Here is a 24485-nt window from a genome sequence, read left to right as displayed (position 1 = left end):
GACAAGCAGGGGTCGATAACGATTTGGAAAGACAGGCGCATCGGTCAGGCGCGCCGACCCCATCCCCGACTGGAGCCCCTCTCGCATGACCTACATCGTCACGGAAAACTGCATCAAATGTAAGTACACCGATTGTGTGGAGGTCTGTCCGGTTGATTGCTTCTATGAGGGCGAGAACATGCTCGTCATTCATCCCGACGAGTGCATCGACTGCGGCGTGTGCGAGCCCGAATGCCCGGCTGACGCGATCAAACCCGACACCGAACCGGGCCTGGAATCTTGGCTGACGCTAAACACCAAATACGCGTCTGAATGGCCCAACATCACCATGAAGAAAGAACAGTTGCCCGATGCGGAAGCTTTTGACGGCAAATCCGGTAAGCTAGAGCTGTTCTCCGCCGAGCCGGGCGAAGGTGATTGATCGGCCTTTGCCGCCTAAGCTTTGACGCAGCGGCAACATCTGATGACCGATTGACCGGTTAACGAAAATGACCACGGATTAACCATTTGGTGGCAAGAGTTTGATTTTTGCCGCTTTTTGAGGTATGGTCTACCTTCGTTTCTGAGACAACTCGACCAGGCCGGACCCTTTTGCCGCCTCTTTCTCGTTAGTTCGATCTGACATCACACCGCCCAGCGCGGCTGTAAAAGGCCCGCCGCTGATGGCGGTCGCTTGTGTCTGATCGCACCTGTTCCGATGCCCAATCCTGCGGGCCGGGGCGGTCGAGGGCGAGTTTGTCGCGAAGCGCCACATCGAAATCGCATGCGCCGCGCGCATGCACATGGTCGGGGTGTTCCCCCCTTTGCCCGACCCAACAGGAGTTTGTCAGCGTATGGCGACCGCAAAAAAAACGACGCAGAAACAGGGTTTCAAAGTCAATGAGCAGATCGTGTATCCGTCTCATGGCGTTGGCCGCATCGTGGCCATCGAAAAGCAAGAGATTGCCGGCCTGACACTGGAGCTTTTTGTCATCACCTTCGACAAGGACAAGATGACCCTGCGTGTGCCTGTGGCCAAAGTTGAAAGCGTTGGTATGCGCAAGCTTGCCGAAGACGGTTTGGTGGAAAAATCCCTGAAGACGATCAAAGGCCGCGCCCGCGTGAAGCGCGCCATGTGGTCGCGTCGCGCGCAGGAATATGAAGCCAAGATCAATTCCGGCGACCTGATTCAGATCGCTGAAGTGGTTCGCGACTTGTATCGCGCTGAAAGCCAGCCCGAGCAGTCTTACTCCGAGCGCCAGCTTTATGAAGCGGCTCTTGACCGGATGGCCCGCGAGATTGCTGCGGTCAACAGCATGACCGAGACCGAAGCCGTGCGCCTGATCGAACAGACTTTGGCCAAAAGCCCGAGTCGTGTGAAAGCGGTTGAAGAGGCCGAAGAAGGTGATGCTGAGGACCAAAGCGCGGCCGCTTAGTCCAAAGATACACATAATCGAAAAATAAATTGAACCCGGCCTGGATGGCCGGGTTTTTCTTTGCGCGCGTAAATTTAGTCAAAGTTCCAGTCACTTAGGCCGGTCCAATAAAAACGGCCGTGGTGCAGTGCACGGCCAAATCAAGGGTTGAAGTGATCTAGGGCCTTTAACGCATCGTAAATTTCCTTAAGGTGCCAACAAGGCACAAGTCGAATTGATTTGATCCAAATCGAAAAAATTCGACGACTGCGTTCAATCACGCAGCGAGGGAGTGTGCGATGAATGATGGATCAGGCCCACGGCGGGACTTCGTCAAGAAGGCGATGCAGGCCCCCTATCTTGAACGCGACGAAGAGCATGCTTTGGCCGTCTCCTGGAAGGAACGGCAAGACCAGGATGCGCTGCACCAACTGACCCAGGCCCATATGCGCTTGGTGATCGCCATTTCCGCCCGCTTCCGCCATTTCGGCCTGCCGATGAGCGACCTCATCCAGGAAGGCCATGTCGGCCTGCTCGAAGCCGCCGCCCGGTTTGAGCCGGCCCGTGAAGTGCGCTTCTCCACCTATGCAACCTGGTGGATCAGAGCCTCGATCCAAGACTTCATCCTGCGCAACTGGTCAATCGTGCGCGGCGGGACATCATCTGCCCAAAAAGCTTTGTTCTTTAATTTGAGGCGCTTACGCGCTCGTATCACACAAGATGGCACCGTCTCCCCCTCCGAGATGCACCGCCAGGTCGCCTCGGCCATCGGTGTCTCGGTCAACGATGTCGCCACCATGGATGTCCGCTTGTCCGGTTCCGATGCGTCGCTGAACGCACCGATCTCCGACGGCGAGGACGGTGGCAGCGCTGACCGGCAGGACTTTCTGCCGGACAACAGCCCGCTGCAGGACGAGATGGTTGGTGACGTGATCGACTCCGAACGCCGCAACAATTGGCTCGCCAAAGCGCTGGAAGTGCTCAATGAGCGCGAGTTGAAGATCGTCCGCGAGCGACGGCTGGCCGAGGATGGCGCCACCCTGGAAGCGCTTGGCCAAACCCTTGGCATCTCCAAAGAGCGTGTGCGTCAGTTGGAAAGCCGGGCTTTGGAAAAGCTGAAAATGGCCCTGCTCGACCAGCAAAATGCTGGGTCTTACGTCTGAGTCCTTAAGCCGGCAAAACAGTCGCGGCAAAGGCCCAATTGTTCCAGACTAATCGATAATTGGTCGCGACAAACTCCGCCCTAGTCGCGACAAATGGCCGGCACTCGACGCTCTATTCTCTGACCAGCTTCACGCGGTCACCGGCGCGCACACGATCGCCTGGTCCCAGCGCATTGAGAATGCGAAACAGCGCTTCGGCATCCCCGCCCGTGTCCATGCGCCGCGCCAAGGAAGCCACGCTGTCGCCGCGCGCTACCGTGACCACATCAATGCGCAATGGTTCGATGCCGCCTCGCTCATCCGCCGACATTTGCCGGAACGAAGCCACCACGCTTGCCACCGCCTGCGCGAAGGCGTCTGTGCGCCGGTCATTGGCAAAGATGAACCGGTAGACCCGGTCACCGACCTCGATCACAGCCACCTTGAACACCCAGCCGCCGGCCGCCGCGTTGGCAGTCGCAACGCGCAGCCCGTTGGTCGTAGTCAGCGCGATGCTGCTGGCATCAAGACCGTCGATCCAGCCAGCCTGAAGATACTCTTCCAGGCTCTGGCCACGCCGCAGTTCCACGCCATCAAAGCGCAGAGCCCGGCCATCCTCATGGGCTCCGAGCACCGCCTGCGGCGTGTTGTCGAGCCGGAATCCCGCCGGAGCTTCAAAGGCAATGCCAAGCCCGGGGTGCAAGAACCGGCGACCACGCACCACGCCTTCATCGGTCGGCTCGCCAAACACCATCCCATCGATCGCGTCCAGATAGCGCTCGCGCTCGGTCGTCCCGATGCCCGGCGCGCCGAACTGGCGGGCAAGACGAACGGCCGCATCGATACGCGCTGGCGTCGAGGGATGGCTGGACAAGAAGCTCGGCACACCGCCATCGCCCGGCAACGCATCCAACGCACTGAACCGCGCCATGGTTTCCAGAAACCGCGCCGCCGCATAGGGGTCATAACCCGCCCGGCCAATCGTGCGCACACCAAGTTCGTCAGCCTCAAGCTCTTGATTTTGCGAGAATTGCGCCAAGGACACACCGTTGGCAAGCACCGCCATCTGCGCCGCCGACGGGTCCGACAAGACATCGGTCAACACGCGGTCGATCAGGGCGGCTGTGCGCACCTCCTGTTCGCGGGCGATGGCATGGCGCCGCGTCACATGGCCGATCTCATGCGCCACGACAGCCGCAACCTCGGACTCGTCGTTGGCCAGCGCCAAAAGACCGCGCGTTACATAAAGATAACCGCCCGGCAGGGCGAAGGCGTTGACGCTCGCCGAATCGAGCAATGTCAGACGATAGACCCGCCCCGGCTCATCGGAAGCCGCGATCACCTGGCGCAGCATGGCAACCAAGCGGGTTTCCAGCTCCGGGTCTTCGTAGACGCCACCAAACGCATCGAGAATGCGCGGATGTTCACGCGCGCCAATCGCTTCCTCGGCGGCGAGCGTCGCGGTCGGCCCCGGTTCGGTGCCGTCCATCGTCAGCGGGATCAGCGGGCCATCGCCATCCACGGACAGGCACGCGGCGACCACAAGGGCCGCCAGCGCGGTGCTTGCCAGACGTGCAATCAAAGGAAGGCGCAAAGGTTTTCTGGTCCTCAGAATTGGGCGTTTCGGCCTCAGCGGTTGTCCGTCGTCAGCCGCTCAATGGCCTCGGGGTGATCCACGCGGATCATCGGCCCGCCATCGTCCATCACCCAACCGCGCACCCGAACCGGCGCGCCCTGCAGGGCATTGAGATCTACTCTGCTGTCCTCAAACACCGGATCATGCTCTCGATCAATGGTAACGGTGAAGTCTTCGCGCCAAGTTTCGCCAAAATTAAGGTACCAACGCGCGCGATGCGCGGCGACGTTGAGAACAATGCCTTCCACAAGCTCAAAATGGTTGGTGCGCTCCAACAGTGCCTCAGCATCGCGGGCATCACGCACCGCATAATAGGGATGATCCCAGACAGCGCGCTGCTGTTCGCGCGCGACATGTTCGCGCAGCAACAGGTCTGGGATCAGCGATCGATTGTCGGCAAACGTGTAGACACGGGCGAGCCCGGCCAACACCATCGACCCTTGCAGCCAGATCGGACCATCGGGGCCATTGTTGAGAACGATGTGTGCCAGATGCCGCCCGTGGCGATCGCCTCGCCGACCACCAAAGAAGAGCTGCGCGTCAGCCCCGCCGACATCCACCAACTCTTCCAGCAAGCGTTTGGCGGCCCGGGCCAAAGGCCACTCGGCCACATGATCACGTCCTAACGGCAGCTTGGGCGCCTGCGTGCCGACCATGCGCACATCGGGCCCACGTTCCAACTCCACCGTATCACCATCGACAATGGCTTTGATGCGAACCTGCGGGCCGACTTCCAAGGTGGACCAGTCGGGATGGGGGAGCGTGTCGGACATAAAGGCTTGGGTTGGCGAAGACGAAGCGGCGGCGAATGGCACGCGCCAGACACCAGACCCAGTTTGCGGCGCAAAGGCAAGCCCACCAACAAACCCTGAGGTCAGAGGCAGCGCAGCCGCCAACAGCTTTCGCCGTGTCAGCAGATGTCGATGGCCCTGGCTCAAACTCTCAATCTCTCCGTCTGCATTCTTGACCGATACCGGCCCACCGGACGCCTCGCCGATCACACACAGCGCACGTCTTCAACACTGTAAGGCAGGTGGCAGTGCGCTCAAGCATGCATTTTTGCATATAATGAATGGCAATTTCGGCAATGGTTCTGACTTTTTTCAATATGTAGGCAGGCGCTCCACAGGAGACCAGAATGCCCTGCCTCATCACCCCCCATCAGCTCACCAGCCCAACCGCCCACCGCTCGTTTTCCAGCAGCATCCCGTCAGACCGCCTGTCCTGGCTCATCAAGCACCGCACAACGTTAGGGCTTTCGACCCTGGCCGTGATCCCACTGGCCTTTGCCTTCTTTCGCCTCACCTGGTTGGCGGAAACACCCCTGACGTCGTCGCTTGATGCCAAGACCCGCACGTTCATCGCCGAGCCCTTGCCGCTGGTGTTGCATGTGACGTCCGCGCCGCTGTTCAGCGGCCTGGGTGCACTGTTGTTCTCATCCCCGCTGCTCGCCAAGCGGCCGGATTTGCACCGCCTGATCGGCAAGGCGGTCGCGATCAGCGGCCTGGTCGCTGCTTTGTCGGGACTATGGCTGACACTATCACTCCACGCCGCGGACCCCTCTGTACCGGCTCGCACCGGCATGCGCATGGTTGTCGGCTCGACCATGCTTGCCTCCATCCTGATCGCGCTGTTTGCCATCGCGTCGCGCCGCGTGCACGCCCACCGCACCTGGATGACCCGCGCCTATGCGATTGGGTTGAGCGAAAGCACGCAGGCGATCCTCCTCTTCCTAACCTTTCTGGCTCTTGGCGAACTGACCCCCAGCATGGTGACGCTGATGATCACGCTTGGCTGGGCGATCAATCTCAGCGTTGCCGAAACCCATCTGCGCAACCATCGTCCTGCGCCCAACAGACCGCGCCGCCTGTCAGCATTCTGACCACCACCTGTTTCCAAGCCACGCACTTCGTCCTACATCCACAGGCCAACCAAAGAATCGTGATTTCCATGACCCAAGCGACTTCCGCAGGACCGATGATCTCCATCGACGGCCTGCAAAAAACCTATGGCAGCGGCTTCGAAGCCCTAAAGAACGTCGATCTGACGATCGAGAAGGGCGAGATTCTTGCGCTTCTCGGACCGAACGGGGCCGGCAAAACCACACTGATTTCTGCCATTTGCGGGATCACCGTGCCAACCGGCGGATCGATCACCGTCGGTGGCCATGACATTCTCGCCGAGCCCGGCAAAACCCGGCGCCTGATTGGTCTTGTGCCGCAAGAAATCACGCTGGAACCCTTCGAGACTGTGCTCAACACGATGCGGTTTTCGCGCGGTCTGTTCGGCCTTGGCGCCAATCCGGCGCTGATGGAAGAGACGCTGAAAAAGCTCAGCCTCTGGGACAAAAAAGACACGCAGATCAAAGAACTATCCGGCGGCATGAAGCGCCGCGTGCTGATCGCTAAGGCAATGGCACACGAGCCGCAGGTGCTGTTTCTCGATGAACCGACCGCTGGCGTCGATGTCGAACTGCGCAAGGACATGTGGTCAGTGGTCAGCGACCTCAAAGAGGCCGGTGTCACCATCATTCTGACCACCCATTACATTGAGGAAGCCGAGGCGATCGCCGATCGTGTGGCGATCATCTCCAAAGGTCGCATTCTGCTGGTTGATGAGAAAAGCGCGTTGATCGAGCGGATGGGCAAGCGCAGCCTGACGATCGATTTCGACAAAAAACTCGATCCGGTGCCGGACGGGCTCGCACCTTACGATCTGGTGCTGAGCGAAGATGGCATGAGCGCCACCTACACCTATGACACCCGTGCCGATCGCACCGGTATTGGAGCCTTGCTGCGCGACGTGAATGCCGCCGGCCTTGCCGTGCGGGACATTCATACCGCCCAAAGCTCGCTCGAAGAAATTTTCGTCAGCCTCGTCGAGGACGATGTGAACGGCCAGCAAGCGACAGATGCGGGAGAAGCGGCATGATCAATTTCTTCGCCATTGTCGCCATCTTCAAATATGAAATGGCACGCGCTTTTCGCACCGCATTGCAGTCGATCATCTCTCCGGTGATCTCCACCTCGCTCTATTTCGTGGTGTTCGGCGCCGCCATCGGCAGCCGCATCGAATCGGTAGAGGGCGTCAGCTATGGCGCCTTTATCGTGCCTGGTCTCATCATGCTCACCGTCATGACCCAGGGCATCACCAACGCTGCCTTCGGCATCTATTTCCCCAAATTCATCGGCTCGATCTACGAGGTGCTGTCGGCCCCGGTCGGCGTGGTCGAAGTGGTGGCTGGCTATGTCGGCGCAGCCGCGACCAAATCGCTGATCATCGGCGTGATCATCATGATCACAGCGGCCTTCTTCATCGACATCCAGATCGCGCATCCCATCGCCATGGTGTTTCTCCTGGTGACGATCTGCTTTGCCTTCTCTCTGTTCGGTTTCATCATCGGCATCTGGGCGCAGAGCTTTGAGCAGTTGCAACTGGTGCCGCTGCTGATCATCACGCCGTTGGTGTTTTTGGGCGGCAGTTTCTACTCGATCACCATGCTGCCGCCGTTCTGGCAGACGGTCTCGCTGTTCAACCCGGTGGTGTATCTGATCTCGGCGTTCCGCTGGAGCTTCTTCGGAACCGCCGATGTGGCGATCGGTGTCTCGCTGGCGGCCATCGCGCTGTTCACTGCGGTGTGCATCACCATCATCTGGTGGATCTTCAAAACCGGCTATCGCTTGAAAAGCTGATAAGACTTAGCCGATAAGGACAGTCATGGTGGGCCCCGTAGCTCAGTTGGATAGAGCACCAGATTCCTAATCTGGGGGCCACTGGTTCGAATCCAGTCGGGGTCACCAAGGCTTTGCGATGCAAAGCCGTCGGCATGGCAGGCGAATGCGCAGCAATCGCCGAGAGTGCCAAGGTTTGGCGAAAGCCAAACGCGGAAGGTGCGGCAGTCGTTTCGTGAGAAGCGATGAGAGCATCAAACCTGCTGGCCACCCGTATTCTTCAATGTCATCCCGGAAGCCCAGAGGGCTATCCGGGATCGCAACCGTCCGTGTACCGGCGATCCCGGCTCTCGCAAAGCTCGGCCGGGATGACATCACAAAGTGGGCGAATGCAATGCGTATCGAGCCGATCACCCTCGGACTCGATCCAGCCATAGCGCCACAAGACGATGGCCAAACAGGCAGCAACGCCCAAACTTTTCGCACGCCTATGGATTGCGCGTTTGCATGCCGATAGCCTTATATGTCAGCCGGTTCGACGCATCCCCTTGAGGTTTCATGGCAATTCGCAAATCCATCCGCTTTCTGCTCAACGATCAGCTGGTCAAGCGCGATGATGTGCGCGCAACGACAACGCTGCTTGACTTTCTGCGGTTGGAGCGCAGACTGACCGGCACCAAAGAGGGCTGCAACGAAGGCGATTGCGGCGCCTGCACGGTGCTAGTGGGACGGCTTGGACCAGACGGCCTGGCGTATCAAAGCCTCAATGCCTGCATCCGTTTTCTAGGCTCACTGGATGGTTGCCATGTGGTGACGGTGGAAAGCCTGGCGCAAGGCGGGGCGCTGCATCCCGTGCAGCAGGCCATGGTCGATTTTCACGGATCGCAATGCGGTTTCTGCACGCCGGGCATCGTGATGAGCCTTTACGCGCTCTGGATGGCCAATCCAACGCCCTCCGAAGCGCAAATCGAAACCGCGATTCAAGGCAACCTCTGCCGTTGCACGGGCTATGAGCCGATCATCAAAGCCGCCAAGGCGATCTCCACTTACGGGTCAGTCGCCGAGGACGTGCTGACAACCCAGCGTGAACGCATCACCGAACAGCTGACCGCCTGGGCCGACGATCATCTGGTCGATATCAGCGCGACGAGCGAAGCTGGCTCAGAACGGTTTTTTATCCCGCAAACGCCGGAGCACCTTGCTGACCTTTTGGCTGAACACCCTGATGCGACCATCGTGGCTGGCGCGACCGATGTCGGGCTTTGGGTGAACAAGGATCACCGCGCCATTTCACCGGTGATCTTTGTCGGCGGCCTGAACGCGTTGCAAAGCATCACAGTAGTCGATGACGCAGTGACCATCGGCGCGGGCGTGAGCTACTCCGCCTTTGTGCCTGTGCTGCAGGACCATTTCCCGCACATGGAAGAGCTCTGGTGGCGTATTGGCGGCGAGCAGGTACGGAACATGGGCACGCTCGGCGGCAACATCGCCAACGGCTCGCCCATCGGGGATACGCCACCAGCCTTCATCGCGCTCGGCGCGACGCTAACGCTACGCTCCAAATCCGGCACGCGGACGCTGCCGTTGGAGGATTTTTTCTTGACCTACGGCAAGCAGGATCGCCGTCCGGATGAATTTGTCGAAAGCCTGACGCTGCCAAAGCCGCCGGAAAGCTCGCTCAACGCCGTCTACAAGATTTCCAAGCGCCGCGATGAAGATATTTCTGCGCTCTGCGGCGCGTTCTCGCTCACCGTGGCCAACGGCACGGTATCCTCAGCGCGCGTTGCGTTTGGCGGAATGGCAGGGACCCCAGCGCGGGCCAAACATGTGGAGCTGGCGCTTGTCGGCAAACTCTGGAACAGGGCCACAATCGACGCCGCGAAGGCCGAGTTTTCCAAAGATTATCAGCCACTTACCGATTGGCGCGCCACGGCAGACTATCGCCTGAAAGCCGCTGAAAATCTTCTCACCCGCTTCTATCTGGAGCACGCCAAACAGGACCATCCGGTGCGTTTGAACCGTGAGGTCGCGGCATGAACGAGCACAGCGTCCCATCGGAGACCGGACCCGACGCCGTTCCTCCGCGCGTGCGCGCCAAACAGGATGACCCTGTCCGCACCGACGCGACGCCTCTACCCATCAAAGGCGGCGTCCACCAACCGATCAAGCATGATTCCGGCCACAAGCACGTCACCGGCCAAGCGATCTACACCGACGATATCGAAACGCCCGCAAGCACGCTGCACGCCTATCTCGGCCTCTCCACCTGCGCCAATGGCACCATCGAGGCGATGGACCTCTCTGCCGTGCGCTCCAGCCCGGGCGTGGTCGGGGTGCTAACGAGCCGCGATATGCCGGCCTCCAACGACATTTCGCCAACCCATCTGCACGACGAACCAGTCTTGGCCGATGGCGAGGTCCACTTCTATGGCCAGGCCATGTTCGCCGTTGTCGCGACCAGCCGTGAGTTCGCCCGCGCCGCCGCCCAAAAGGCAAAGGTGGAGTATGGGGAGCGTCCCTTCGCCCGCACCGTCGAGGAAGCGCGCGAAGCGAACTACCCCAATGTCACCAAACCGCTGACCTTGAAGCGCGGCGATGCGGCAAGCGCGCTGGAATCGGCCACCAACCGCCTGCAAGGACGCTATGAGATCGGTGGCCAGGACCATATGTATCTGGAAGGGCATATCGCGCTCGCCATTCCCGGTGAGGACGATGACATGACCGTCTTTTCCTCCACCCAGCACCCTAGCGAAGTGCAGCATATGGTCGGCCATGTGCTCGGCGTGCCCTCGGCGGCGGTCACCGTCAATGTGCGGCGTATGGGCGGCGGCTTCGGCGGCAAGGAAACCCAGTCCAACCAGTTCGCGGTGGTGGCGGCTGTCGCGGCCAAAAAGTTCGGTAAACCGGTGAAAATCCGTCCCGACCGCGACGATGACATGATCACCACCGGCAAACGGCATGATTTCGTGGTCGATTACGATGTTGGCTATGACGATGACGGCCGCATCGAAGCGGTCTCCGGTACCTTTGCCGCGCGCTGCGGGTTTTCGGCGGATCTGTCCGGCCCGGTCACTGACCGCGCGCTTTTTCACGCCGACAACGCCTACTACTACCCGCACGTCCTGTTGCAGTCGCAGCCGATCAAGACCAACACCGTCTCCAACACGGCTTTTCGCGGTTTTGGCGGCCCACAGGGGCTGATCGTTGCTGAACGGATTATGGAAGAGATCGCCTACAAGCTCGGCAAGGACCCGCTGGAGGTGCGGCGGATCAATTTCTACGACCGTGAAGGCGAGGAAAACGCCCGCACGGTGACGCCCTACCACCAGAAGGTGACCGACAACATCATCCACCGCGTCGTTGATGAGTTGGAAGAGGCGTGCGCCTATCAAGCCCGGCGTGAATCGATCCTGGCGTTCAACGAAACCAGCCCGATCATCAAAATGGGCATCGCGCTGACGCCCGTGAAGTTCGGTATCTCCTTTACCGCCACCTGGTACAATCAGGCAGGCGCGCTGGTGCATGTGTATCGCGACGGTTCGGTGCATCTCAACCATGGCGGCACGGAGATGGGCCAGGGGCTCAACACAAAAGTCGCCCAAGTCGTCGCCGACACGTTTCAGATCGATGTGGACAAGGTGAAGATCACCGCGACCACCACCGAAAAAGTGCCCAACACGTCGGCGACAGCCGCCTCGTCCGGCTCGGATCTCAACGGCATGGCGGCTGACAACGCTGCCAACCAAATCAAAGACCGGCTGATCGATTTTGCCTGCGAGGAGTATCAGGTCAGCCGCGAGCAGGTGGTGTTTGAGGCCAACGTGGTAAGGGTCGGCAACCAGCGTATTCCGTTCCCCGATCTGGTCGATCAGGCCTATATGAACCGCATCCACCTGTCGGCGGCTGGCTTTTATAAAACGCCGGGCATTCACTGGAATCGGGATACCGGCCAGGGCAACCCGTTCTTCTACTTTGCCTATGGCGCCGCGGTGTCGGAGGTCTCCATCGACACGTTGACCGGCGAGTACCACGTCGATCGCACCGATCTTCTGCACGATGTCGGCAAGTCGCTGAACCCCGCCATCGATATCGGTCAGGTCGAAGGCGCGTTCATCCAGGGCATGGGGTGGCTGACCACCGAAGAGCTTTGGTGGGACGATAAGGGCCAGCTTCGCACCCACGCACCATCGACCTACAAGATCCCGTTGGCCTCGGATCGCCCGGCGATCTTCAACACCAAGCTGGTCAGTTGGTCGACCAACAAGGAGCGCACCATTCGTCGCTCCAAAGCTGTGGGCGAGCCGCCCTTTATGCTCGCCGCCAGCGTTGTCGAGGCGCTGTCCATGGCAGTGGCATCGGTGGGTAACTATGCCGAGTGCCCGCGCCTTGACACGCCCTGTACGCCTGAACGTATTCTGATGGCGGTGGAACGGTTGAACGCGGGGGCATAGCCCGTTCCTCCGGAGCACGTCTATGCTTGATACCTCAGATCCGCATGCCATCGGGCGTTTCGTGCAGGCTGCGCCCGCCATTCTTGTCACAGTCGATGACGCCAAGGGCTCGACCCCTCGCATTCAAGGCACGCAGATGCTGGTCTCGGCGACAGCCGTGCTCGGCACAATCGGCGGCGGTCAGCTGGAATACATGGCCATCGACGCCGCGCGCGCGATGCTCAAATCCGGTGAACCGTCACGACGCCTGACCATTCCGCTCGGACCGGAAATCGGCCAGTGTTGCGGCGGCCGGGTTATGCTCCTTTTGTCTAAGTGCGACGCCCAGACGGCGGAAGACCTAACGTCAAATGTTAAGGTGGCTAAGGAAAAGCAACCTTCCGTTTACATCTTCGGTGCAGGTCATGTGGGCAGAGCATTGGCCCACGCGCTTGTGCCCCTGCCTGTGAACAGTCTGCTGATCGACAGCCGCGAGGATGAGCTTGCGTTGGCCGATCCAGCCATTGATCAGGATCTGACCCCCTTGCCGGAAACGCACATTCGCGCCGCCGCCCCTGGCAGCGCCTTCGTCATGCTGACCCATGACCATGCCCTTGATTTTCTTCTGACGCGCGAGGCGCTCGCCCGCGAACAATCCGCCCAAGATGTGGCCTACGTCGGCATGATTGGTTCCAAGACCAAACGCGCCACCTTTGCGCGCTGGTTGGAGCAGGAAACCGGCAGCCTCGATGGTATGGATCGCCTCACCATGCCCATCGGCGCGTCCAAACTGAACGACAAACGCCCAGCCGTGATTGCCGCCATGGTCGCCGCTGAATTGATTGAAGCTGTCGGCACTTTCCAAGCCGTGCGCCACGATGCACAGCCGGTGTCGGCATGAGGTCGCTGCTTCGCGGTCGCACGCTGACCTTCCATCGCCGTCCCGCCAATGGCGACGATCGCCAAGCCTACACCTATGATGGTGATGGGTCGGTGTTGATCGAAGACGGCAGGATCATCGCCAATGGCCCCTTCGCTGCGCTGAAAACGGCGCATCCGGAGGTCGAGGTCATCGATCACCGCCCGCATCTGATCCTGCCGGGGTTCATCGATCCGCACATTCATTACCCGCAAATGCAGGTCGTCGGGTCATACGCCGGCAGCCTGTTGGAATGGCTGAACCGCTACACCTTCATTGAAGAACAGCGCTTTGCCGATCAGGCCCATGCCGAACGTATCGCCGACCTCTTCATGGACGAGCTGATCCGCTATGGCACGACGACCGCTGTCGCCTTTTGCTCGGTGCATCCGGGCAGCGCCGAAGCCTTCTTTGCCGCTGCCGCCAAGCGCAACATGGCGATGGCCGGTGGCAAGGTGATGATGGATCGCGAGGCGCCGGACGCGCTCACCGATACCGCGCAGTCCTCCTATGATGACACGAAGGCGCTGATCGAACGCTGGCACGGCAAGGGTCGTGCCACCTACGCGATCACACCACGCTTTGCGATCACGTCCACGCCGGAGCAGTTGGAAGCGGCCGGCACGCTCGCCCGCGAGCACCCAAGTTGCCTGATCCAGTCGCATCTGTCGGAAAATGACGGTGAGATCGCGCGCGTCGCCGAGCTTTACCCGGACGATGAGGATTACACGGCTGTTTACGAGCGCTTCGGCCTGCTCAATGACCGCGCGCTTTATGGCCACTGCATCCATTTGAAACCGCGCGAACGCGCCGCCATGGCTGAGGCCGGGGCGGTGGCCGTGTCCTGCCCGACATCGAACCTTTTTCTCGGATCAGGGCTGTTCCGCCACAAGGTCCTGCAAGAAGACGGCATCCGCATCGCATACGCCACCGACATTGGCGGCGGCACCAGCTATTCCATGCTGCGCACCATGGATGTCGGCTACAAGGTTGCCCAGCTTCAAGGCGACCGGATGCACCCGCTCCAGACCTTCTACGCCATGACGCGCGGCAACGCCGAGGCGCTCAGCATGGAGCGTCAGATCGGAACCCTCGATCCGGGCACCGATGCCGATCTGGTGGTGCTCAACGCGTCGGCGATGCCGACTTCGGCGCTCAAAATGGAGCGCGTGGAAACGTTGGAAGAAGAGCTGTTCTTGCTTCAAACGCTCGCCGACAACCGCATGATCGCGGAGACCTACGTCGCCGGGCTGCCGATGAAATCCGCGCTTTAGACGCACGATGACCAAGCGTCCGGCCGACCACCTGCAACAGGTTGAGGTGAAAAGCCGGGTCGAGCTGCGCGCTTGGCTCGCCACCCATCACCAGCAATCTGAAAGCATTTGGCTGGTCACCTACAAGAAGGCCGTTGCCGATTGGTATGTCGATTATGATGCTGTGGTCGAAGAGTGCCTATGTTTCGGCTGGGTGGATTCCCTCACCCGCGCCAAGGACGAGCAGCGCTCCATGCTGCTGCTTGCCCCGCGCAAGGAAAAGAGCGCCTGGTCGGCCAGTAACAAGCGCCGCGTTGAGAAACTGCTCGCCGCCGGCCTGATGGAACCGCCGGGGCTTGCCAAGATCGAAGCGGCAAAAGCGAACGGCATGTGGGAGTTCCTAGACGATGTCGAAGCGCTGATTGCACCGCCTGGCCTGGTCGAAGCGCTGGAGCGTTACCCCAGCGCCAAGGCCCATTTCGACGCCTTTCCTCGCTCGCCCAAACGCGGCATCCTGGAGTGGATCAAGCAGGCCAAGAAGCTCGAAACCCGTGCCAAGCGGATCGAGGAAACCGCCCGGCTTGCCGAAACCAACGATCGCGCCAATCAGTTCAAGCGCTGAACGCGCGACCATCTCGCCAAGGGCTATCGGCAACTGCCCGCATTCCGCTACACCCAAGACCATGAAAAACACAACAACGAAAAACTGCTGGGAGTGTGTGGGATGAGTGAACCTGTCCGTTGGGGCGTGCTGGGCGCGGCCAATTTTGCTCGCGATCAGATGGCGCGCGCGATCCATGCCGCCGAGGGCGCAGACTTTGCAGCGCTAGCCACCTCCAGCGCCGAAAAGGCCGCAGGCTTCACGGCCTTCAACCCAAACCTGCGCGTTCATTCCAGCTATAATGCGCTCCTGGCCGACCCGGACATCGAAGCGGTCTACATACCTCTGCCCAACCATCTGCATGTGGAGTGGACCAAGAAAGCACTGGCCGCCGGCAAGCATGTGCTGACCGAAAAGCCGATTGCCATGCAAGCGTCGGAAATCGACGAGCTGATCGCGGCGCGCGACGCCGCGGGCCTGTTTGCCACCGAAGCCTATATGATCGTGCACCACGCCCAGTGGCAGCGGGCACGGGAGCTTTATCAGGGTGGCGCCATCGGCAAACTGATTCATGTCGAGGGGCTGTTCAGCTATGACAATGCCGCCGATCCGGACAATGTCCGCAACCGCCCGGAAACCGGCGGCGGCGGCATTCCCGACATCGGCGTCTACACCTATGGCGCGACACGCTGGATGACCGGCCAGGAACCGACCGCCATCACCCACGCCGATGTGGAGTATGAGAACGGCGTCGATGTTCTGGCGCGCGTCTCGGCCCGATTTGAAGGGTTCTCGGCCCACTGGATCAACTCCATGCGGATGCATCCGTTTCAAGAGATGATCTTCATGGGCGACGACGGCGTGCTCAAGCTCACCGCGCCCTTCAACGCCAACCTCTATGGCCCGGCAGTCCTGGAGCTGCACCACAATGTGAACAATGGTCATGGCGCCTCGATCACAACCGAACGGTTCGCCGCCGCCAACCATTATGTCGATCAGGTCGAGGCTTTCTGCCGCACGGTGCGCGAGGGGGCCGACTATCCCTGGACCCTGGAAGACGCGCGCGGCACGCAGGCGATGATCGACGCGGTTTTTGCCAAGGCCAAAGAAGCCTAGCGCCAGGATCAGGACACCAGGCGCCACCCAACAGCCTTGCTGTGCACTTAAAAAAAGACCTGCATCTCCAGAGAGGCGCAGGTCAGTTTACTGGCTCGACAAACCCCTTCCAGGGAAGTGTCAAAGGTCAGCCCAGCCAGATTCCAGAACTTGGTAGCCTGCCGATCCAACGCACCAAAAGCGACGTCGCCGATCACCCACAGTGGCCTGGCAACTATGACCTCGACGGTCAGGCTCGCGCCTGTCGTCAAAGAACGACAGCCGTGTGCAATCCCCATGGACAACAGGTCCACATCGATGACAGCCTTAGTGCAGATGGTTTGATGAGAGAGGGCGCCCAATTCGACGGCAGGCTGGCAAACCTGACCAGAGAACAAATATGAGGTCGTCAAAGTGGGAAACCCAGCAGACGCCTGTTCACGCCCCCCAGGGTGAAACAGGTCCTGTCGAAGGTTACCGACGCGGTAGTTGCGTGTAAAGCTTTCGCGGGCACTAAAGCGCCCAAACAACCAAAAGTCGCAGACTCAGGCGCCCCGGGGTTCGGGAAATGTCATCTCGATCTAGCCAGCACGACGTCGCCAGTCGCCGTCTTCACGGTCGAAGTTTTATAAGCCGCATCGGCTTGGTTGGCAGGCGCCGCACCAAGCCCTTGGCTTCCAGATCGAGCTGCACGCATTTCTGCCACCAGCCCGACGTCTTGCCTTCCGGAAACAGGTCTTGCGGCAAGTTGGGTTTAAGCGCGGTCAGTGCATCCTTCACCACCATGCCAGGTTCCTCAGCAGGCAGAACGGCCAGCAGCGCCTCCTTCATCGCGTGATATTTGGCGGCGTCCACATTGGTGACATGGCCGGGCACGTTGACGTTTTCGACAGCGATTTTTTCGGACATGTCCTATCCCCTTGGCTTGGGTTGGCGACAGACTTTCGCCCCTGCCGTCATTCCTGTGCTCGTCACAGGAATCCATGCCTGAGGCTTCACCGTCACCGCTTCAATTGCCGAACCTGCATTGGAATGGATCTCTGTGACAAGCACAGAGATGACCGATGGCGATCCTAGAAACTCTGGCCCACCACCTCATAGGGCGTGTCGAACCAATGCTCTTCCAGGTTTGGCGTGTCACCAACCCGGTCCACGACAGCAAAGAGCCCATTGCCCGCCAGCGGCGTCAGCACGCCGTGCCAGGTGCCACGATGGAAATTGATGCCCTCACCGGTGTGAGTCAAAAAGGCGTGCGGCGTGCCTGGCTTGCCATCCGCATCTTCGGCAACGATCACCAAAAAAGGGTGCACATCCATCGGCAAAAAGGCCTGTGATCCCTCCGGGTGCCGCTCCATCATGTCGAGCGTGTACGGCAGCGTACGAAGCTCTGCTTTGAACAGGCTGATACCCGGCCGGCCGTCCTTGCCAAAGTCCAATTTGGCCCGGTCATGATAGCGCCCGCACAGGCCCTGATTGATCAGTTTGTCCGGATCGCCCTCGACCGAGAGCACATCGCCAAACGGTTCAAACGCCTCAGCGGTTAGCGGACGGGCAATGATACGGCTCATCGCAGGAAGGCGCCCGGTCGTCCAAGACGCGGAAGCCGGTTCATGTCCTTGTAGAGCAGGTAGCGAAACCGCCCTGGGCCACCAGCATAACAGGCCTGCGGACAGAAGGCGCGCAGCCACATAAAGTCGCCGGCCTCCACCTCCACCCAGTCTTGGTTGAGCTTATAAACGGCCTTGCCCTCCAGCACATAAAGACCGTGCTCCATGACGTGGGTCTCTTCAAACGGGATACTGCCGCCGGGCTCGAACGTCACGATGTTGACGTGCATGTCGTGCGCCAGATCGTCTGGGTCGACGAAACGCGTCGTGCCCCAGCGCTCCTGCGTCTCCGGCATCCAGTTGATCGGTTGCTCCTGATCGGACGTGACAAACGGCTTCGGCGCGTCGATCCCATCCACCGCCTCATAGGCCTTGCGGATCCAGTGGAAGGTCGCCGGAGCTTCGCTTTCGTTGGCCAGCGACCAGGCACAACCCGCCGGCAGATAGGCATAGCCGCCCGGCTCAAGCACCTGATCAATGCCGTCAAACCCGGACGCTTGAGTGGCCGTGAACCCGAGATTGGCTTTGGCGGCGCCAGCCTCGACCGTAAGCCGCACCGCGCCACCAACCACGAACACAACGCCTTCGGCCATCGGATCGGGTTCGGGCTTTTGCGAACCGCCACCCGGCGCGACTTCCATAATGAGATGCGCGAAGGTTTCAGCAAAGCCCGAGAGTGGCCTGGCGATGGTCCAATTGCGGGTCTTTTCCCAATTGGGCAGCGGGCTGGTGACGATGTCGCGCATGACGCCCTTGGGGATCACCGCATAAGCCTCGGTGAAGACCGCCCGGCCGGTCATCAGCGCGCTTTGGGGCGGCAGCCCACCCAGATCCGTCGGATAGCTCATAAGGCCTCCGCGAACATGGCATCGAGTCGCAGCCGCGCAATGCGCTCCACTTGGGCGCAGGCCTCGGCGAACTCGGTGTCGCGATCATTGTCGAGGCGGCGCTCAAAGGCCGAAAGGATCGACGCTTTGGTGTTGTCCTTCACCGCGATGATGAAGGGAAAGCCGAAGCGCCCGGTGTAGCTTTCATTGAGGCGCTCGAACGTGCGACGCTCGTCATCCGTCAGCGCATCAAGGCCCGCCGATGCCTGCTCAGCGGTGGAGGCTTCGGTCAGCCGTTCGGCCTGCGCCAGTTTGCCGGCCAAGTCAGGGTGGGCGGTCAGCACGCCCAGCCGCTCTTCCTTACTGGCCGCCCGAAACGCGCGGCAAAGGGCGCTGTGCACCCCGGCAGCACTGTCATGCGCCGGACCAAGCTCCAGCTTGTAGGCGCGCTTGGCGACCCAGGACGAATGCTCGAAAACGCCACCAAACGTGTCGATGAACTCGTCTTTTTTCATTTTTGAGGGCTCCCGCGCCTGAGCGGTCGTTCCGGAGGAACGGAGCGACGGCGGGAAAAGAGAAGCCCAATGCTCGGCGATCTCAATCCTCTTGGCAAACCACACCCCGTCATGTCCCATGGCATGCTCCAGGAACCGTTTCAGCGCCATGATCCGCCCTGGGCGTCCGGCCAAACGACAGTGCAGCCCGATGGACATCATCTTGGGCGCGCCCGCCTCACCCTCGGCATAAAGCGCATCGAAGCTGTCGGTTAGATAGGCAAAGAACTGGTCGCCGGAATTGAACCCCTGCGGCGTGGCAAAGCGCATATCGTTGGCATCCAGCGCATAAGGCACAACCAGCTGGTCGTGCCCGCCAACTTCAACCCAATAGGGAAGATCGTCGGCATAGCTGTCGGCGACATAATCAAAACCGCCCTCTTCGGCTGCCAGCTCGACCGTCTGCATGCTCGTGCGCCCGGTGTACCAGCCGCGCGGGCGCTCACCGACGACCTCGGTATGGAGCGCAATCGCCTCTTCCATATGCTTGCGCTCGTCCTTGCGCGAAAAATCCTTGTACTCGATCCATTTCAGGCCGTGGCTGGCAATCTCCCAATCGGCGGTCTTCATCGCCTCGACCTGTTCGGGCGAGCGGGCTAGCGCGGTCGCCACGCCATAGACGGTCAGCGGAATGTCCATGCCGGTGAACAGACGATGCAGCCGCCAGAACCCGGCGCGCGCGCCATATTCGTAGATCGACTCCATGTTCCAGTGGCGCTGGCCTTCCCAGGACGCCGCCCCAACGATTTCCGATAGAAACGCCTCCGAACCCGCATCGCCATGGATGGTCGCGTTCTCCCCGCCCTCTTCGTAATTGAGCACGATCTGAACAGCGATCTTCGCCGGTCCATCACCCCTCGGGTTCGGCCATTGCGGATCAGGCGGATTAGCGCCGTAACCGATCATGTCGCGGGGATAGCGTGGGGGTGTCATCAGGCGGTACTCCGGGGCGCAAGGCAAGCAGCTTGCACCTGCATACACTTTGGGCAGACAGCGAGACCAACGGGTTTGCCAAACGCGGTAAACCCGTGCAGTCCTCGCCGAAAGGTTCACACCCAATCAGCGGATATGAACCTTATCGAACTGAAGCAGGAGACCGGCCAAGATGGCAAGCCAACAGACAACAGGGAATGCGGGATTTCTGACAACACACGTGCTCGATACGGCACGCGGCGTGCCAGCCGAGGGCATTCGCATCTGGCTCTATAAGGTGACCGCCGAGGGCCAACATAAGATCGCCGAAGCGGTAACCAACGCCGATGGCCGCACCAATGAACCGATCCTGCCCAAAGAAGCCTTTGAAACTGGTCAGTATGAGCTGATCTTCTTTGCCGGCGACTATCTGCGCGCCAATGGATTGGTGAAAGAAGAACCGCTGTTTCTCGATCACGTACCCATCCGCTTCGGCATGAGCGAGGACGACCACTACCATGTGCCACTCCTCCTCTCGCCCTATGGCTATTCAACCTACCGGGGGAGTTGAGGACGTGTCGATTACGGAAAAGCTGAAGACAGTAGGTCTGATCGACCGTGCGATGATTTGGGTCATTTTGCTATGGGGAACGTTGTCGATCGTGGCGATAGTGACTGGCGACCCTGAACTTTTCCAACGTCACGGGTTCATAATCTTGGTATTTGGTGTACTCGCTCTTGCCCTAAGCGGAGGCTTGCCAGATCGCAGTGACTTCAAGATTCGTTTGGACGAGCAGGGTCTCCAGTTTGGATATCTTTCAAGGCTGTGTCGTCTACACGCCACCATTTATCGTGAACTGAAAGACGGCAAGACTCCTCAGAATGACTTGGTTGACCGTGTCTGCGAATCCTTGGAGGCAGCCGCATCCGACCTGGATGAGGTTGAGCGATTGAGCAAAGAAGAAGCTCAGGAGCAAGAAGAGTTAATCACCATTGCTCGCCGGGTTTTGGGGCGAAGGAAACGCGTGATCGAGCTTGGGCTGGTCTGCTTAGGCACAATCCAATCTGGGTATGGTGACCTCATACTTGGTAGCCTTTGAATGCCCTTTCCCTCTGGCGTGATCCTTGCAAGGATCGACCCACTTGGTTTCGCGTAAAAGGCCCCTTGAATGTTCGATCTCTTCGTCCTCGGCGACTGGCTGGAATTTGTCGTCCGCTGGCTGCATGTCATCACCGCCATCGCCTGGATCGGATCAAGCTTTTACTTCATCGCGCTTGATCTTGGGCTGCGCCGCGATGTGCCACTGCCAGAGGGCGTTTCCGGCGAAGAATGGCAAGTGCATGGCGGAGGGTTCTACCACATCAACAAATACATGGTGGCGCCATCCAACCTGCCCGAGCATCTGGTCTGGTTCAAATGGGAAGCCTATTGGACCTGGATTTCGGGCTTCGCCTTGCTCGTTCTGGTCTATTATTTCGGCTCTGATCTGTTTCTCATCGACCCGCATGTGATGGACCTTGCCGCCTGGCAGGCCATCGGCATCTCGGTGGTCTCACTGGTCGCCGGTTGGGTGCTTTATTCCAGCCTTTGCAACTCCAAGCTCGGCGATAATCCGCCGGTGATGATGGGCGTTCTGTTTCTCATCATCGTGGCGTTCAGCTTTTTCTACGCGCAGGTGTTCTCCGGTCGCGCGGCGCTACTCCATCTCGGCGCATTCACGGCAACGATCATGGTCGCCAATGTCGCCATGGTGATCATCCCCAATCAAAAGATCGTCGTCACCGACATGAAGGCTGGCCGGGTGCCGGACGCGAAATACGGCAAGATCGCCAAGCTGCGCTCCACCCACAACAACTACCTCACCCTGCCTGTTCTGTTTCTGATGCTGTCGATCCATTATCCGCTGGCATTTGCCAGCGAATACAATTGGATCATCGCGGCCTTGGTGTTTTTGGTCGGCGTGTTCGTGCGCCACTTCTTCAACAACATGCACGCAACCAAAGAAAAGCTTGTCTGGCCCTGGTTCGCCGCTGCCGCCACCATGCTGGTGATCGCCGTGCTTTCCATGGCGCCCATGTGGAATGGCCACGATCCGTGGGAGGACGAAACTTCCATGAGCCCACGCCAGGAACGCTTCGCGGCCGCGCCGGGCTTTGAAGAGGTGTCAGCCATCGTGCTGGGCCGCTGTTCCATGTGTCATGCGCAGGAACCAACCTGGTTCGACACCTATTGGGCCCCCAAGGGCGTGCGGTTGGAAACCGAATGGCAGGTTGCACAGCACGCCCACACCATCGTCATGCAGGCCGGCTACACCCATGCCATGCCCCCGCAGAATGTCTCCGGCATCACCGATGAAGAACGCGCGCTGATCGTCGCTTGGTATCGCGCCGGGCGCCAAGGCGTGCGTGCCCAAGCGGGCGAGGACGAGATGGCTGCGCGTGAATAAACACATCACGCCGCCTGCGTTTCAAAGGACACAAGGCAGCGGGCGCATCAGCACCAAACGCGCGGGCGGCCGCACCCGCATCGACCGGCTTTACCAGCAAGGTGCGGCGCGCATCCGTGTCCCCGATCATCCGGGACGCAACGACCTGGAAGCGGTGATCATCAACACAGCCGGCGGCGTCACAGGCGGCGATGATCTAACCTGGGAGGCTTCTGCTGGTGCTGACACGCACCTAACCGTTACCACCCAAGCCTGTGAAAAAGTCTACAAAGCCGATCAAGATACCGCGAACGTAGACGTAAGGCTGGACGTTGCAGCTGGCGCCACGCTCAACTGGCTGCCGCAAGAGACCATCCTCTTCGATAAGGCCAGCCTGTCCCGCACCATTGAGGCCGATCTTCAAGGCGATGCATCGTTGCTCTTGGTCGAGCCGGTGATATTTGGACGCCGGGCCATGAACGAGACGGTGCGCTCCGGCCTCTGGCACGATACGTGGCGCATTCACCAGGACGGTCGCCTCATCCACGCTGAAAACGTACGACTTTCAGGTGAAATTGCCCAAATTTTAGACAGGAACGCCAGTCTTCACGGCCACACCGCGCTTGCCACCCTGGCGTTGGTCGGCAACCATGCCGAAGGAAAGCTGGATCGTACGCGCGCTTTGATCGATGACGCATCCGGCAGCGTTGGAGGAGCCTCCTGTTGGACGGTGGCAGAAGCAAGCAAGCTGATCGTGCGGCTCGCCGCACCCGATGGCTACACGCTGCGCCAGGCGCTGATCCCACTGATCAACCATCTGGCCTTGGAAGGCGAGAGCCCTGCGGCCGACGCTCGGCCAGTGGCCGTTCCCAAGATTTGGTCGCTTTAAACGCTTAAGGACTTCTGCATGCAGCTCACCCCCCGCGAAAAAGACAAACTTCTGGTGTCGATGGCCGCCATGGTTGCGCGCAAACGGCTGGAGCGCGGCGTCAAACTCAATCACCCCGAGGCCATCGCGCTGATCACCGATTTCGTTGTCGAAGGCGCCCGCGATGGCCGCGCCGTAGCCGATCTTATGGAGGCTGGCGCCCATGTCATCACCCGCGATCAGGTGATGGAGGGCATCGCCGAAATGATCCACGATGTGCAGGTCGAAGCAACGTTCCCCGACGGCACCAAGCTCGTCACCGTACACGAGCCGATCCGCTAGCCAATGAACCTTTCCAACTTCCACCCTCTGGCGAGTTTCGATTTGCTGGCCATCGGCGTTGCGCTGGTGGTTGTGATGAGCGTGATCGGCTTCAAAGTTCTGACCGGTCGGCCTTGGCGGCGAACCCTGCCGCCCGATGAGATCGACGCAGACTCGTTCTCCTCCACCAGCACGACACGCCCGCGCGCGACACCCCCATTGCTCAACAAGGACCGTGACTGATGAAACAGCTTCTTTTTTCCGCCGTCGCTTTGGCGCTGCCGGCCACAAGTTTCGCCCATGATACGGGCGCGCCGCACCATCATCCGCATACCGATTGGACAGCGCTGATCGCATTGGCGGTTCTGGTGGTTATGGGTGGGCTCACCCTTGTCGCGCTGCGCGCTGCCAAAGCCAAGAGAAAGGGCGGCGACCATGATCCCCGGTGAAGTGATCACAGCCACAGGCGACATCACCCTCAACCAGGGCGCCGACGCCGTCACACTCAAAGTGGCCAACACGGGCGACCGCCCGGTGCAGGTCGGTTCGCACTATCATTTCTTTGAGACCAATCCGGCACTTTCATTTGATCGCGACGCCGCGCGCGGCATGCGCCTGGACATTGCTGCCGGGACAGCCGTGCGCTTTGAACCCGGACAAGCGCGTGACGTGACGCTCGTGCCGCTGTCGGGCAAGCGCCAAGTCTATGGCTTCCGCAAAGACGTTATGGGGGCGCTTTGATCCCCTCACTTGCCCTTTTCAGGCGCAGAACCCGCCAAGGCCGCAGGCCTGGCAACGCGCCGATGCGCGCCTTCCAAAACCAAGTCCA

27 protein-coding genes and 1 tRNA gene are annotated in these 24485 nt (G+C 60.1%); 21 read left to right on the top strand and 7 right to left on the bottom strand.

The genetic code is table 11. The features are described 5' to 3' along the window. Positions 1-85 precede the first annotated feature (85 nt). The 3 genes from JJ917_13340 to JJ917_13330 all read left to right on the top strand — a co-directional run bounded on the left by JJ917_13340 (position 86) and on the right by JJ917_13330 (position 2557). On the top strand, positions 86-421 hold the full coding sequence (locus JJ917_13340) for a ferredoxin family protein (GenBank protein ID MBO6699808.1): 336 nt from the start codon (positions 86-88) through the stop codon (positions 419-421). 412 nt (positions 422-833) lie between these two features. Further along, positions 834-1415, top strand: a complete 582-nt coding sequence (locus tag JJ917_13335; protein ID MBO6699807.1) for a CarD family transcriptional regulator — start codon at positions 834-836, stop codon at positions 1413-1415. A 278-nt stretch (positions 1416-1693) separates the two neighbouring features. Beyond that, positions 1694-2557 carry an RNA polymerase factor sigma-32 gene (locus JJ917_13330; protein ID MBO6699806.1) on the top strand — a complete coding sequence of 288 codons (864 nt, stop codon included), beginning with the start codon at positions 1694-1696 and terminating at the stop codon, positions 2555-2557. A 112-nt stretch (positions 2558-2669) separates the two neighbouring features. Here the strand turns inward: JJ917_13330 and JJ917_13325 are convergent, their stop codons facing one another. Both JJ917_13325 and JJ917_13320 read right to left on the bottom strand, forming a co-directional pair. Beyond that, positions 2670-4130: a M48 family metalloprotease gene (locus JJ917_13325; protein ID MBO6699805.1), complete on the bottom strand. Its 1461-nt coding sequence runs from the start codon at positions 4128-4130 to the stop codon at positions 2670-2672. 35 nt (positions 4131-4165) lie between these two features. Next, positions 4166-5110, bottom strand: a complete 945-nt coding sequence (locus JJ917_13320) for a thermonuclease family protein (protein MBO6699804.1) — start codon at positions 5108-5110, stop codon at positions 4166-4168. Positions 5111-5310: 200 nt separating this feature from the next. Here JJ917_13320 and JJ917_13315 point away from each other — a divergent pair, with 200 nt between their 5' ends. The 10 genes from JJ917_13315 (at position 5311) to JJ917_13270 (ending at position 16162) form a co-directional block, all read left to right on the top strand. Further along, positions 5311-6054, top strand: a complete 744-nt coding sequence (locus JJ917_13315; GenBank protein ID MBO6699803.1) for a DUF2306 domain-containing protein — start codon at positions 5311-5313, stop codon at positions 6052-6054. A gap of 68 nt (positions 6055-6122) precedes the next feature. Continuing rightward, entirely contained in the window at positions 6123-7103 is a 981-nt protein-coding gene (locus JJ917_13310) for an ABC transporter ATP-binding protein (GenBank protein ID MBO6699802.1), read from the top strand. Continuing rightward, entirely contained in the window at positions 7103-7864 is a 762-nt protein-coding gene (locus JJ917_13305; protein MBO6699801.1) for an ABC transporter permease, read from the top strand. Before JJ917_13310 ends, JJ917_13305 begins: the two co-directional genes overlap by 1 nt. Before the next feature lie 31 nt (positions 7865-7895). Next, a tRNA-Arg gene (locus tag JJ917_13300) sits at positions 7896-7972 on the top strand. Between the two features lie 435 nt (positions 7973-8407). Beyond that, the gene (gene xdhA / locus JJ917_13295; GenBank protein MBO6699800.1) at positions 8408-9880 is read left to right on the top strand and encodes a xanthine dehydrogenase small subunit; all 1473 of its coding nucleotides are present in this window, start codon (positions 8408-8410) and stop codon (positions 9878-9880) included. After that, positions 9877-12294 (top strand): xanthine dehydrogenase molybdopterin binding subunit, encoded by a 2418-nt coding sequence (gene xdhB, locus JJ917_13290; GenBank protein MBO6699799.1) that lies wholly within the window; start codon positions 9877-9879, stop codon positions 12292-12294. The genes xdhA and xdhB overlap by 4 nt, the downstream gene beginning before the upstream one ends. 22 nt (positions 12295-12316) lie before the next feature. Then, on the top strand, positions 12317-13174 hold the full coding sequence (gene xdhC / locus JJ917_13285; protein MBO6699798.1) for a xanthine dehydrogenase accessory protein XdhC: 858 nt from the start codon (positions 12317-12319) through the stop codon (positions 13172-13174). After that, the gene (guaD, locus tag JJ917_13280) at positions 13171-14466 is read left to right on the top strand and encodes a guanine deaminase (GenBank protein MBO6699797.1); all 1296 of its coding nucleotides are present in this window, start codon (positions 13171-13173) and stop codon (positions 14464-14466) included. Before xdhC ends, guaD begins: the two co-directional genes overlap by 4 nt. Positions 14467-14473: 7 nt before the next feature. Continuing rightward, positions 14474-15067: a YdeI/OmpD-associated family protein gene (locus tag JJ917_13275; GenBank protein ID MBO6699796.1), complete on the top strand. Its 594-nt coding sequence runs from the start codon at positions 14474-14476 to the stop codon at positions 15065-15067. A gap of 102 nt (positions 15068-15169) precedes the next feature. Continuing rightward, positions 15170-16162, top strand: a complete 993-nt coding sequence (locus JJ917_13270; GenBank protein MBO6699795.1) for a Gfo/Idh/MocA family oxidoreductase — start codon at positions 15170-15172, stop codon at positions 16160-16162. Between the two features lie 47 nt (positions 16163-16209). Here JJ917_13270 and JJ917_13265 read toward each other — a convergent pair whose 3' ends face one another. The 5 genes from JJ917_13265 to puuE form a co-directional block, all read right to left on the bottom strand. Further along, positions 16210-16554, bottom strand: coding sequence for a hypothetical protein (locus JJ917_13265; protein MBO6699794.1), 345 nt, complete (start codon positions 16552-16554; stop codon positions 16210-16212). 199 nt (positions 16555-16753) lie between these two features. Next, the gene (locus JJ917_13260; protein MBO6699793.1) at positions 16754-17050 is read right to left on the bottom strand and encodes a hypothetical protein; all 297 of its coding nucleotides are present in this window, start codon (positions 17048-17050) and stop codon (positions 16754-16756) included. Positions 17051-17214: 164 nt separating this feature from the next. Next, positions 17215-17709 (bottom strand): ureidoglycolate lyase, encoded by a 495-nt coding sequence (locus JJ917_13255; GenBank protein MBO6699792.1) that lies wholly within the window; start codon positions 17707-17709, stop codon positions 17215-17217. Further along, positions 17706-18596 carry a (S)-ureidoglycine aminohydrolase gene (locus JJ917_13250; GenBank protein ID MBO6699791.1) on the bottom strand — a complete coding sequence of 297 codons (891 nt, stop codon included), beginning with the start codon at positions 18594-18596 and terminating at the stop codon, positions 17706-17708. Before JJ917_13250 ends, JJ917_13255 begins: the two co-directional genes overlap by 4 nt. Continuing rightward, positions 18593-20035, bottom strand: coding sequence for an allantoinase PuuE (gene puuE, locus JJ917_13245; GenBank protein ID MBO6699790.1), 1443 nt, complete (start codon positions 20033-20035; stop codon positions 18593-18595). The genes JJ917_13250 and puuE overlap by 4 nt, the downstream gene beginning before the upstream one ends. 199 nt (positions 20036-20234) lie before the next feature. On the opposite strand from puuE, the gene uraH reads away from it, so the two are divergent. The 8 genes from uraH to JJ917_13205 all read left to right on the top strand — a co-directional run bounded on the left by uraH (position 20235) and on the right by JJ917_13205 (position 24397). Beyond that, positions 20235-20612 carry a hydroxyisourate hydrolase gene (gene uraH, locus JJ917_13240; protein ID MBO6699789.1) on the top strand — a complete coding sequence of 126 codons (378 nt, stop codon included), beginning with the start codon at positions 20235-20237 and terminating at the stop codon, positions 20610-20612. A 4-nt stretch (positions 20613-20616) separates the two neighbouring features. Further along, positions 20617-21141 carry a hypothetical protein gene (locus JJ917_13235; GenBank protein ID MBO6699788.1) on the top strand — a complete coding sequence of 175 codons (525 nt, stop codon included), beginning with the start codon at positions 20617-20619 and terminating at the stop codon, positions 21139-21141. A gap of 69 nt (positions 21142-21210) precedes the next feature. Then, the gene (locus JJ917_13230) at positions 21211-22488 is read left to right on the top strand and encodes a urate hydroxylase PuuD (GenBank protein ID MBO6699787.1); all 1278 of its coding nucleotides are present in this window, start codon (positions 21211-21213) and stop codon (positions 22486-22488) included. A 4-nt stretch (positions 22489-22492) separates the two neighbouring features. Further along, positions 22493-23356, top strand: coding sequence for an urease accessory protein UreD (locus JJ917_13225; protein ID MBO6699786.1), 864 nt, complete (start codon positions 22493-22495; stop codon positions 23354-23356). A gap of 18 nt (positions 23357-23374) precedes the next feature. Next, positions 23375-23677, top strand: coding sequence for an urease subunit gamma (locus tag JJ917_13220; GenBank protein MBO6699785.1), 303 nt, complete (start codon positions 23375-23377; stop codon positions 23675-23677). A gap of 3 nt (positions 23678-23680) precedes the next feature. After that, a complete protein-coding gene (locus JJ917_13215; GenBank protein MBO6699784.1) occupies positions 23681-23899 on the top strand; it encodes a hypothetical protein in 219 nt (72 codons plus the stop codon). Next, positions 23899-24105, top strand: coding sequence for a hypothetical protein (locus JJ917_13210; GenBank protein MBO6699783.1), 207 nt, complete (start codon positions 23899-23901; stop codon positions 24103-24105). Before JJ917_13215 ends, JJ917_13210 begins: the two co-directional genes overlap by 1 nt. After that, positions 24092-24397, top strand: coding sequence for an urease subunit beta (locus JJ917_13205; GenBank protein MBO6699782.1), 306 nt, complete (start codon positions 24092-24094; stop codon positions 24395-24397). The genes JJ917_13210 and JJ917_13205 overlap by 14 nt, the downstream gene beginning before the upstream one ends. Positions 24398-24485: the final 88 nt, after the last annotated feature.

The sequence above is a fragment of the Hyphomicrobiales bacterium genome, from assembly GCA_017642935.1.
Lineage (GTDB): Bacteria > Pseudomonadota > Alphaproteobacteria > Rhizobiales > MH13 > MH13.
The sequence above is the reverse complement of the archived record's forward strand: the minus strand, read 5'-3'. Positions and strand labels throughout refer to the sequence as shown.

What these genes read in the sequence shown, in the direction of transcription:
- JJ917_13340 (MBO6699808.1), top strand. Translation starts at nt 86, where the DNA reads ATGACCTACATCGTCACGGAAAACTGCATCAAATGTAAGTACACCGAT.
- JJ917_13335 (MBO6699807.1), top strand. Translation starts at nt 834, where the DNA reads ATGGCGACCGCAAAAAAAACGACGCAGAAACAGGGTTTCAAAGTCAAT.
- JJ917_13330 (MBO6699806.1), top strand. Translation starts at nt 1,694, where the DNA reads ATGAATGATGGATCAGGCCCACGGCGGGACTTCGTCAAGAAGGCGATG.
- JJ917_13315 (MBO6699803.1), top strand. Translation starts at nt 5,311, where the DNA reads ATGCCCTGCCTCATCACCCCCCATCAGCTCACCAGCCCAACCGCCCAC.
- JJ917_13310 (MBO6699802.1), top strand. Translation starts at nt 6,123, where the DNA reads ATGACCCAAGCGACTTCCGCAGGACCGATGATCTCCATCGACGGCCTG.
- xdhB (MBO6699799.1), top strand. Translation starts at nt 9,877, where the DNA reads ATGAACGAGCACAGCGTCCCATCGGAGACCGGACCCGACGCCGTTCCT.
- xdhC (MBO6699798.1), top strand. Translation starts at nt 12,317, where the DNA reads ATGCTTGATACCTCAGATCCGCATGCCATCGGGCGTTTCGTGCAGGCT.
- guaD (MBO6699797.1), top strand. Translation starts at nt 13,171, where the DNA reads ATGAGGTCGCTGCTTCGCGGTCGCACGCTGACCTTCCATCGCCGTCCC.
- JJ917_13275 (MBO6699796.1), top strand. Translation starts at nt 14,474, where the DNA reads ATGACCAAGCGTCCGGCCGACCACCTGCAACAGGTTGAGGTGAAAAGC.
- JJ917_13270 (MBO6699795.1), top strand. Translation starts at nt 15,170, where the DNA reads ATGAGTGAACCTGTCCGTTGGGGCGTGCTGGGCGCGGCCAATTTTGCT.
- JJ917_13260 (MBO6699793.1), bottom strand. Translation starts at nt 17,050, where the DNA reads ATGTCCGAAAAAATCGCTGTCGAAAACGTCAACGTGCCCGGCCATGTC.
- JJ917_13255 (MBO6699792.1), bottom strand. Translation starts at nt 17,709, where the DNA reads ATGAGCCGTATCATTGCCCGTCCGCTAACCGCTGAGGCGTTTGAACCG.
- JJ917_13250 (MBO6699791.1), bottom strand. Translation starts at nt 18,596, where the DNA reads ATGAGCTATCCGACGGATCTGGGTGGGCTGCCGCCCCAAAGCGCGCTG.
- puuE (MBO6699790.1), bottom strand. Translation starts at nt 20,035, where the DNA reads ATGATCGGTTACGGCGCTAATCCGCCTGATCCGCAATGGCCGAACCCG.
- uraH (MBO6699789.1), top strand. Translation starts at nt 20,235, where the DNA reads ATGGCAAGCCAACAGACAACAGGGAATGCGGGATTTCTGACAACACAC.
- JJ917_13230 (MBO6699787.1), top strand. Translation starts at nt 21,211, where the DNA reads ATGTTCGATCTCTTCGTCCTCGGCGACTGGCTGGAATTTGTCGTCCGC.
- JJ917_13220 (MBO6699785.1), top strand. Translation starts at nt 23,375, where the DNA reads ATGCAGCTCACCCCCCGCGAAAAAGACAAACTTCTGGTGTCGATGGCC.
- JJ917_13215 (MBO6699784.1), top strand. Translation starts at nt 23,681, where the DNA reads ATGAACCTTTCCAACTTCCACCCTCTGGCGAGTTTCGATTTGCTGGCC.
- JJ917_13210 (MBO6699783.1), top strand. Translation starts at nt 23,899, where the DNA reads ATGAAACAGCTTCTTTTTTCCGCCGTCGCTTTGGCGCTGCCGGCCACA.
- JJ917_13205 (MBO6699782.1), top strand. Translation starts at nt 24,092, where the DNA reads ATGATCCCCGGTGAAGTGATCACAGCCACAGGCGACATCACCCTCAAC.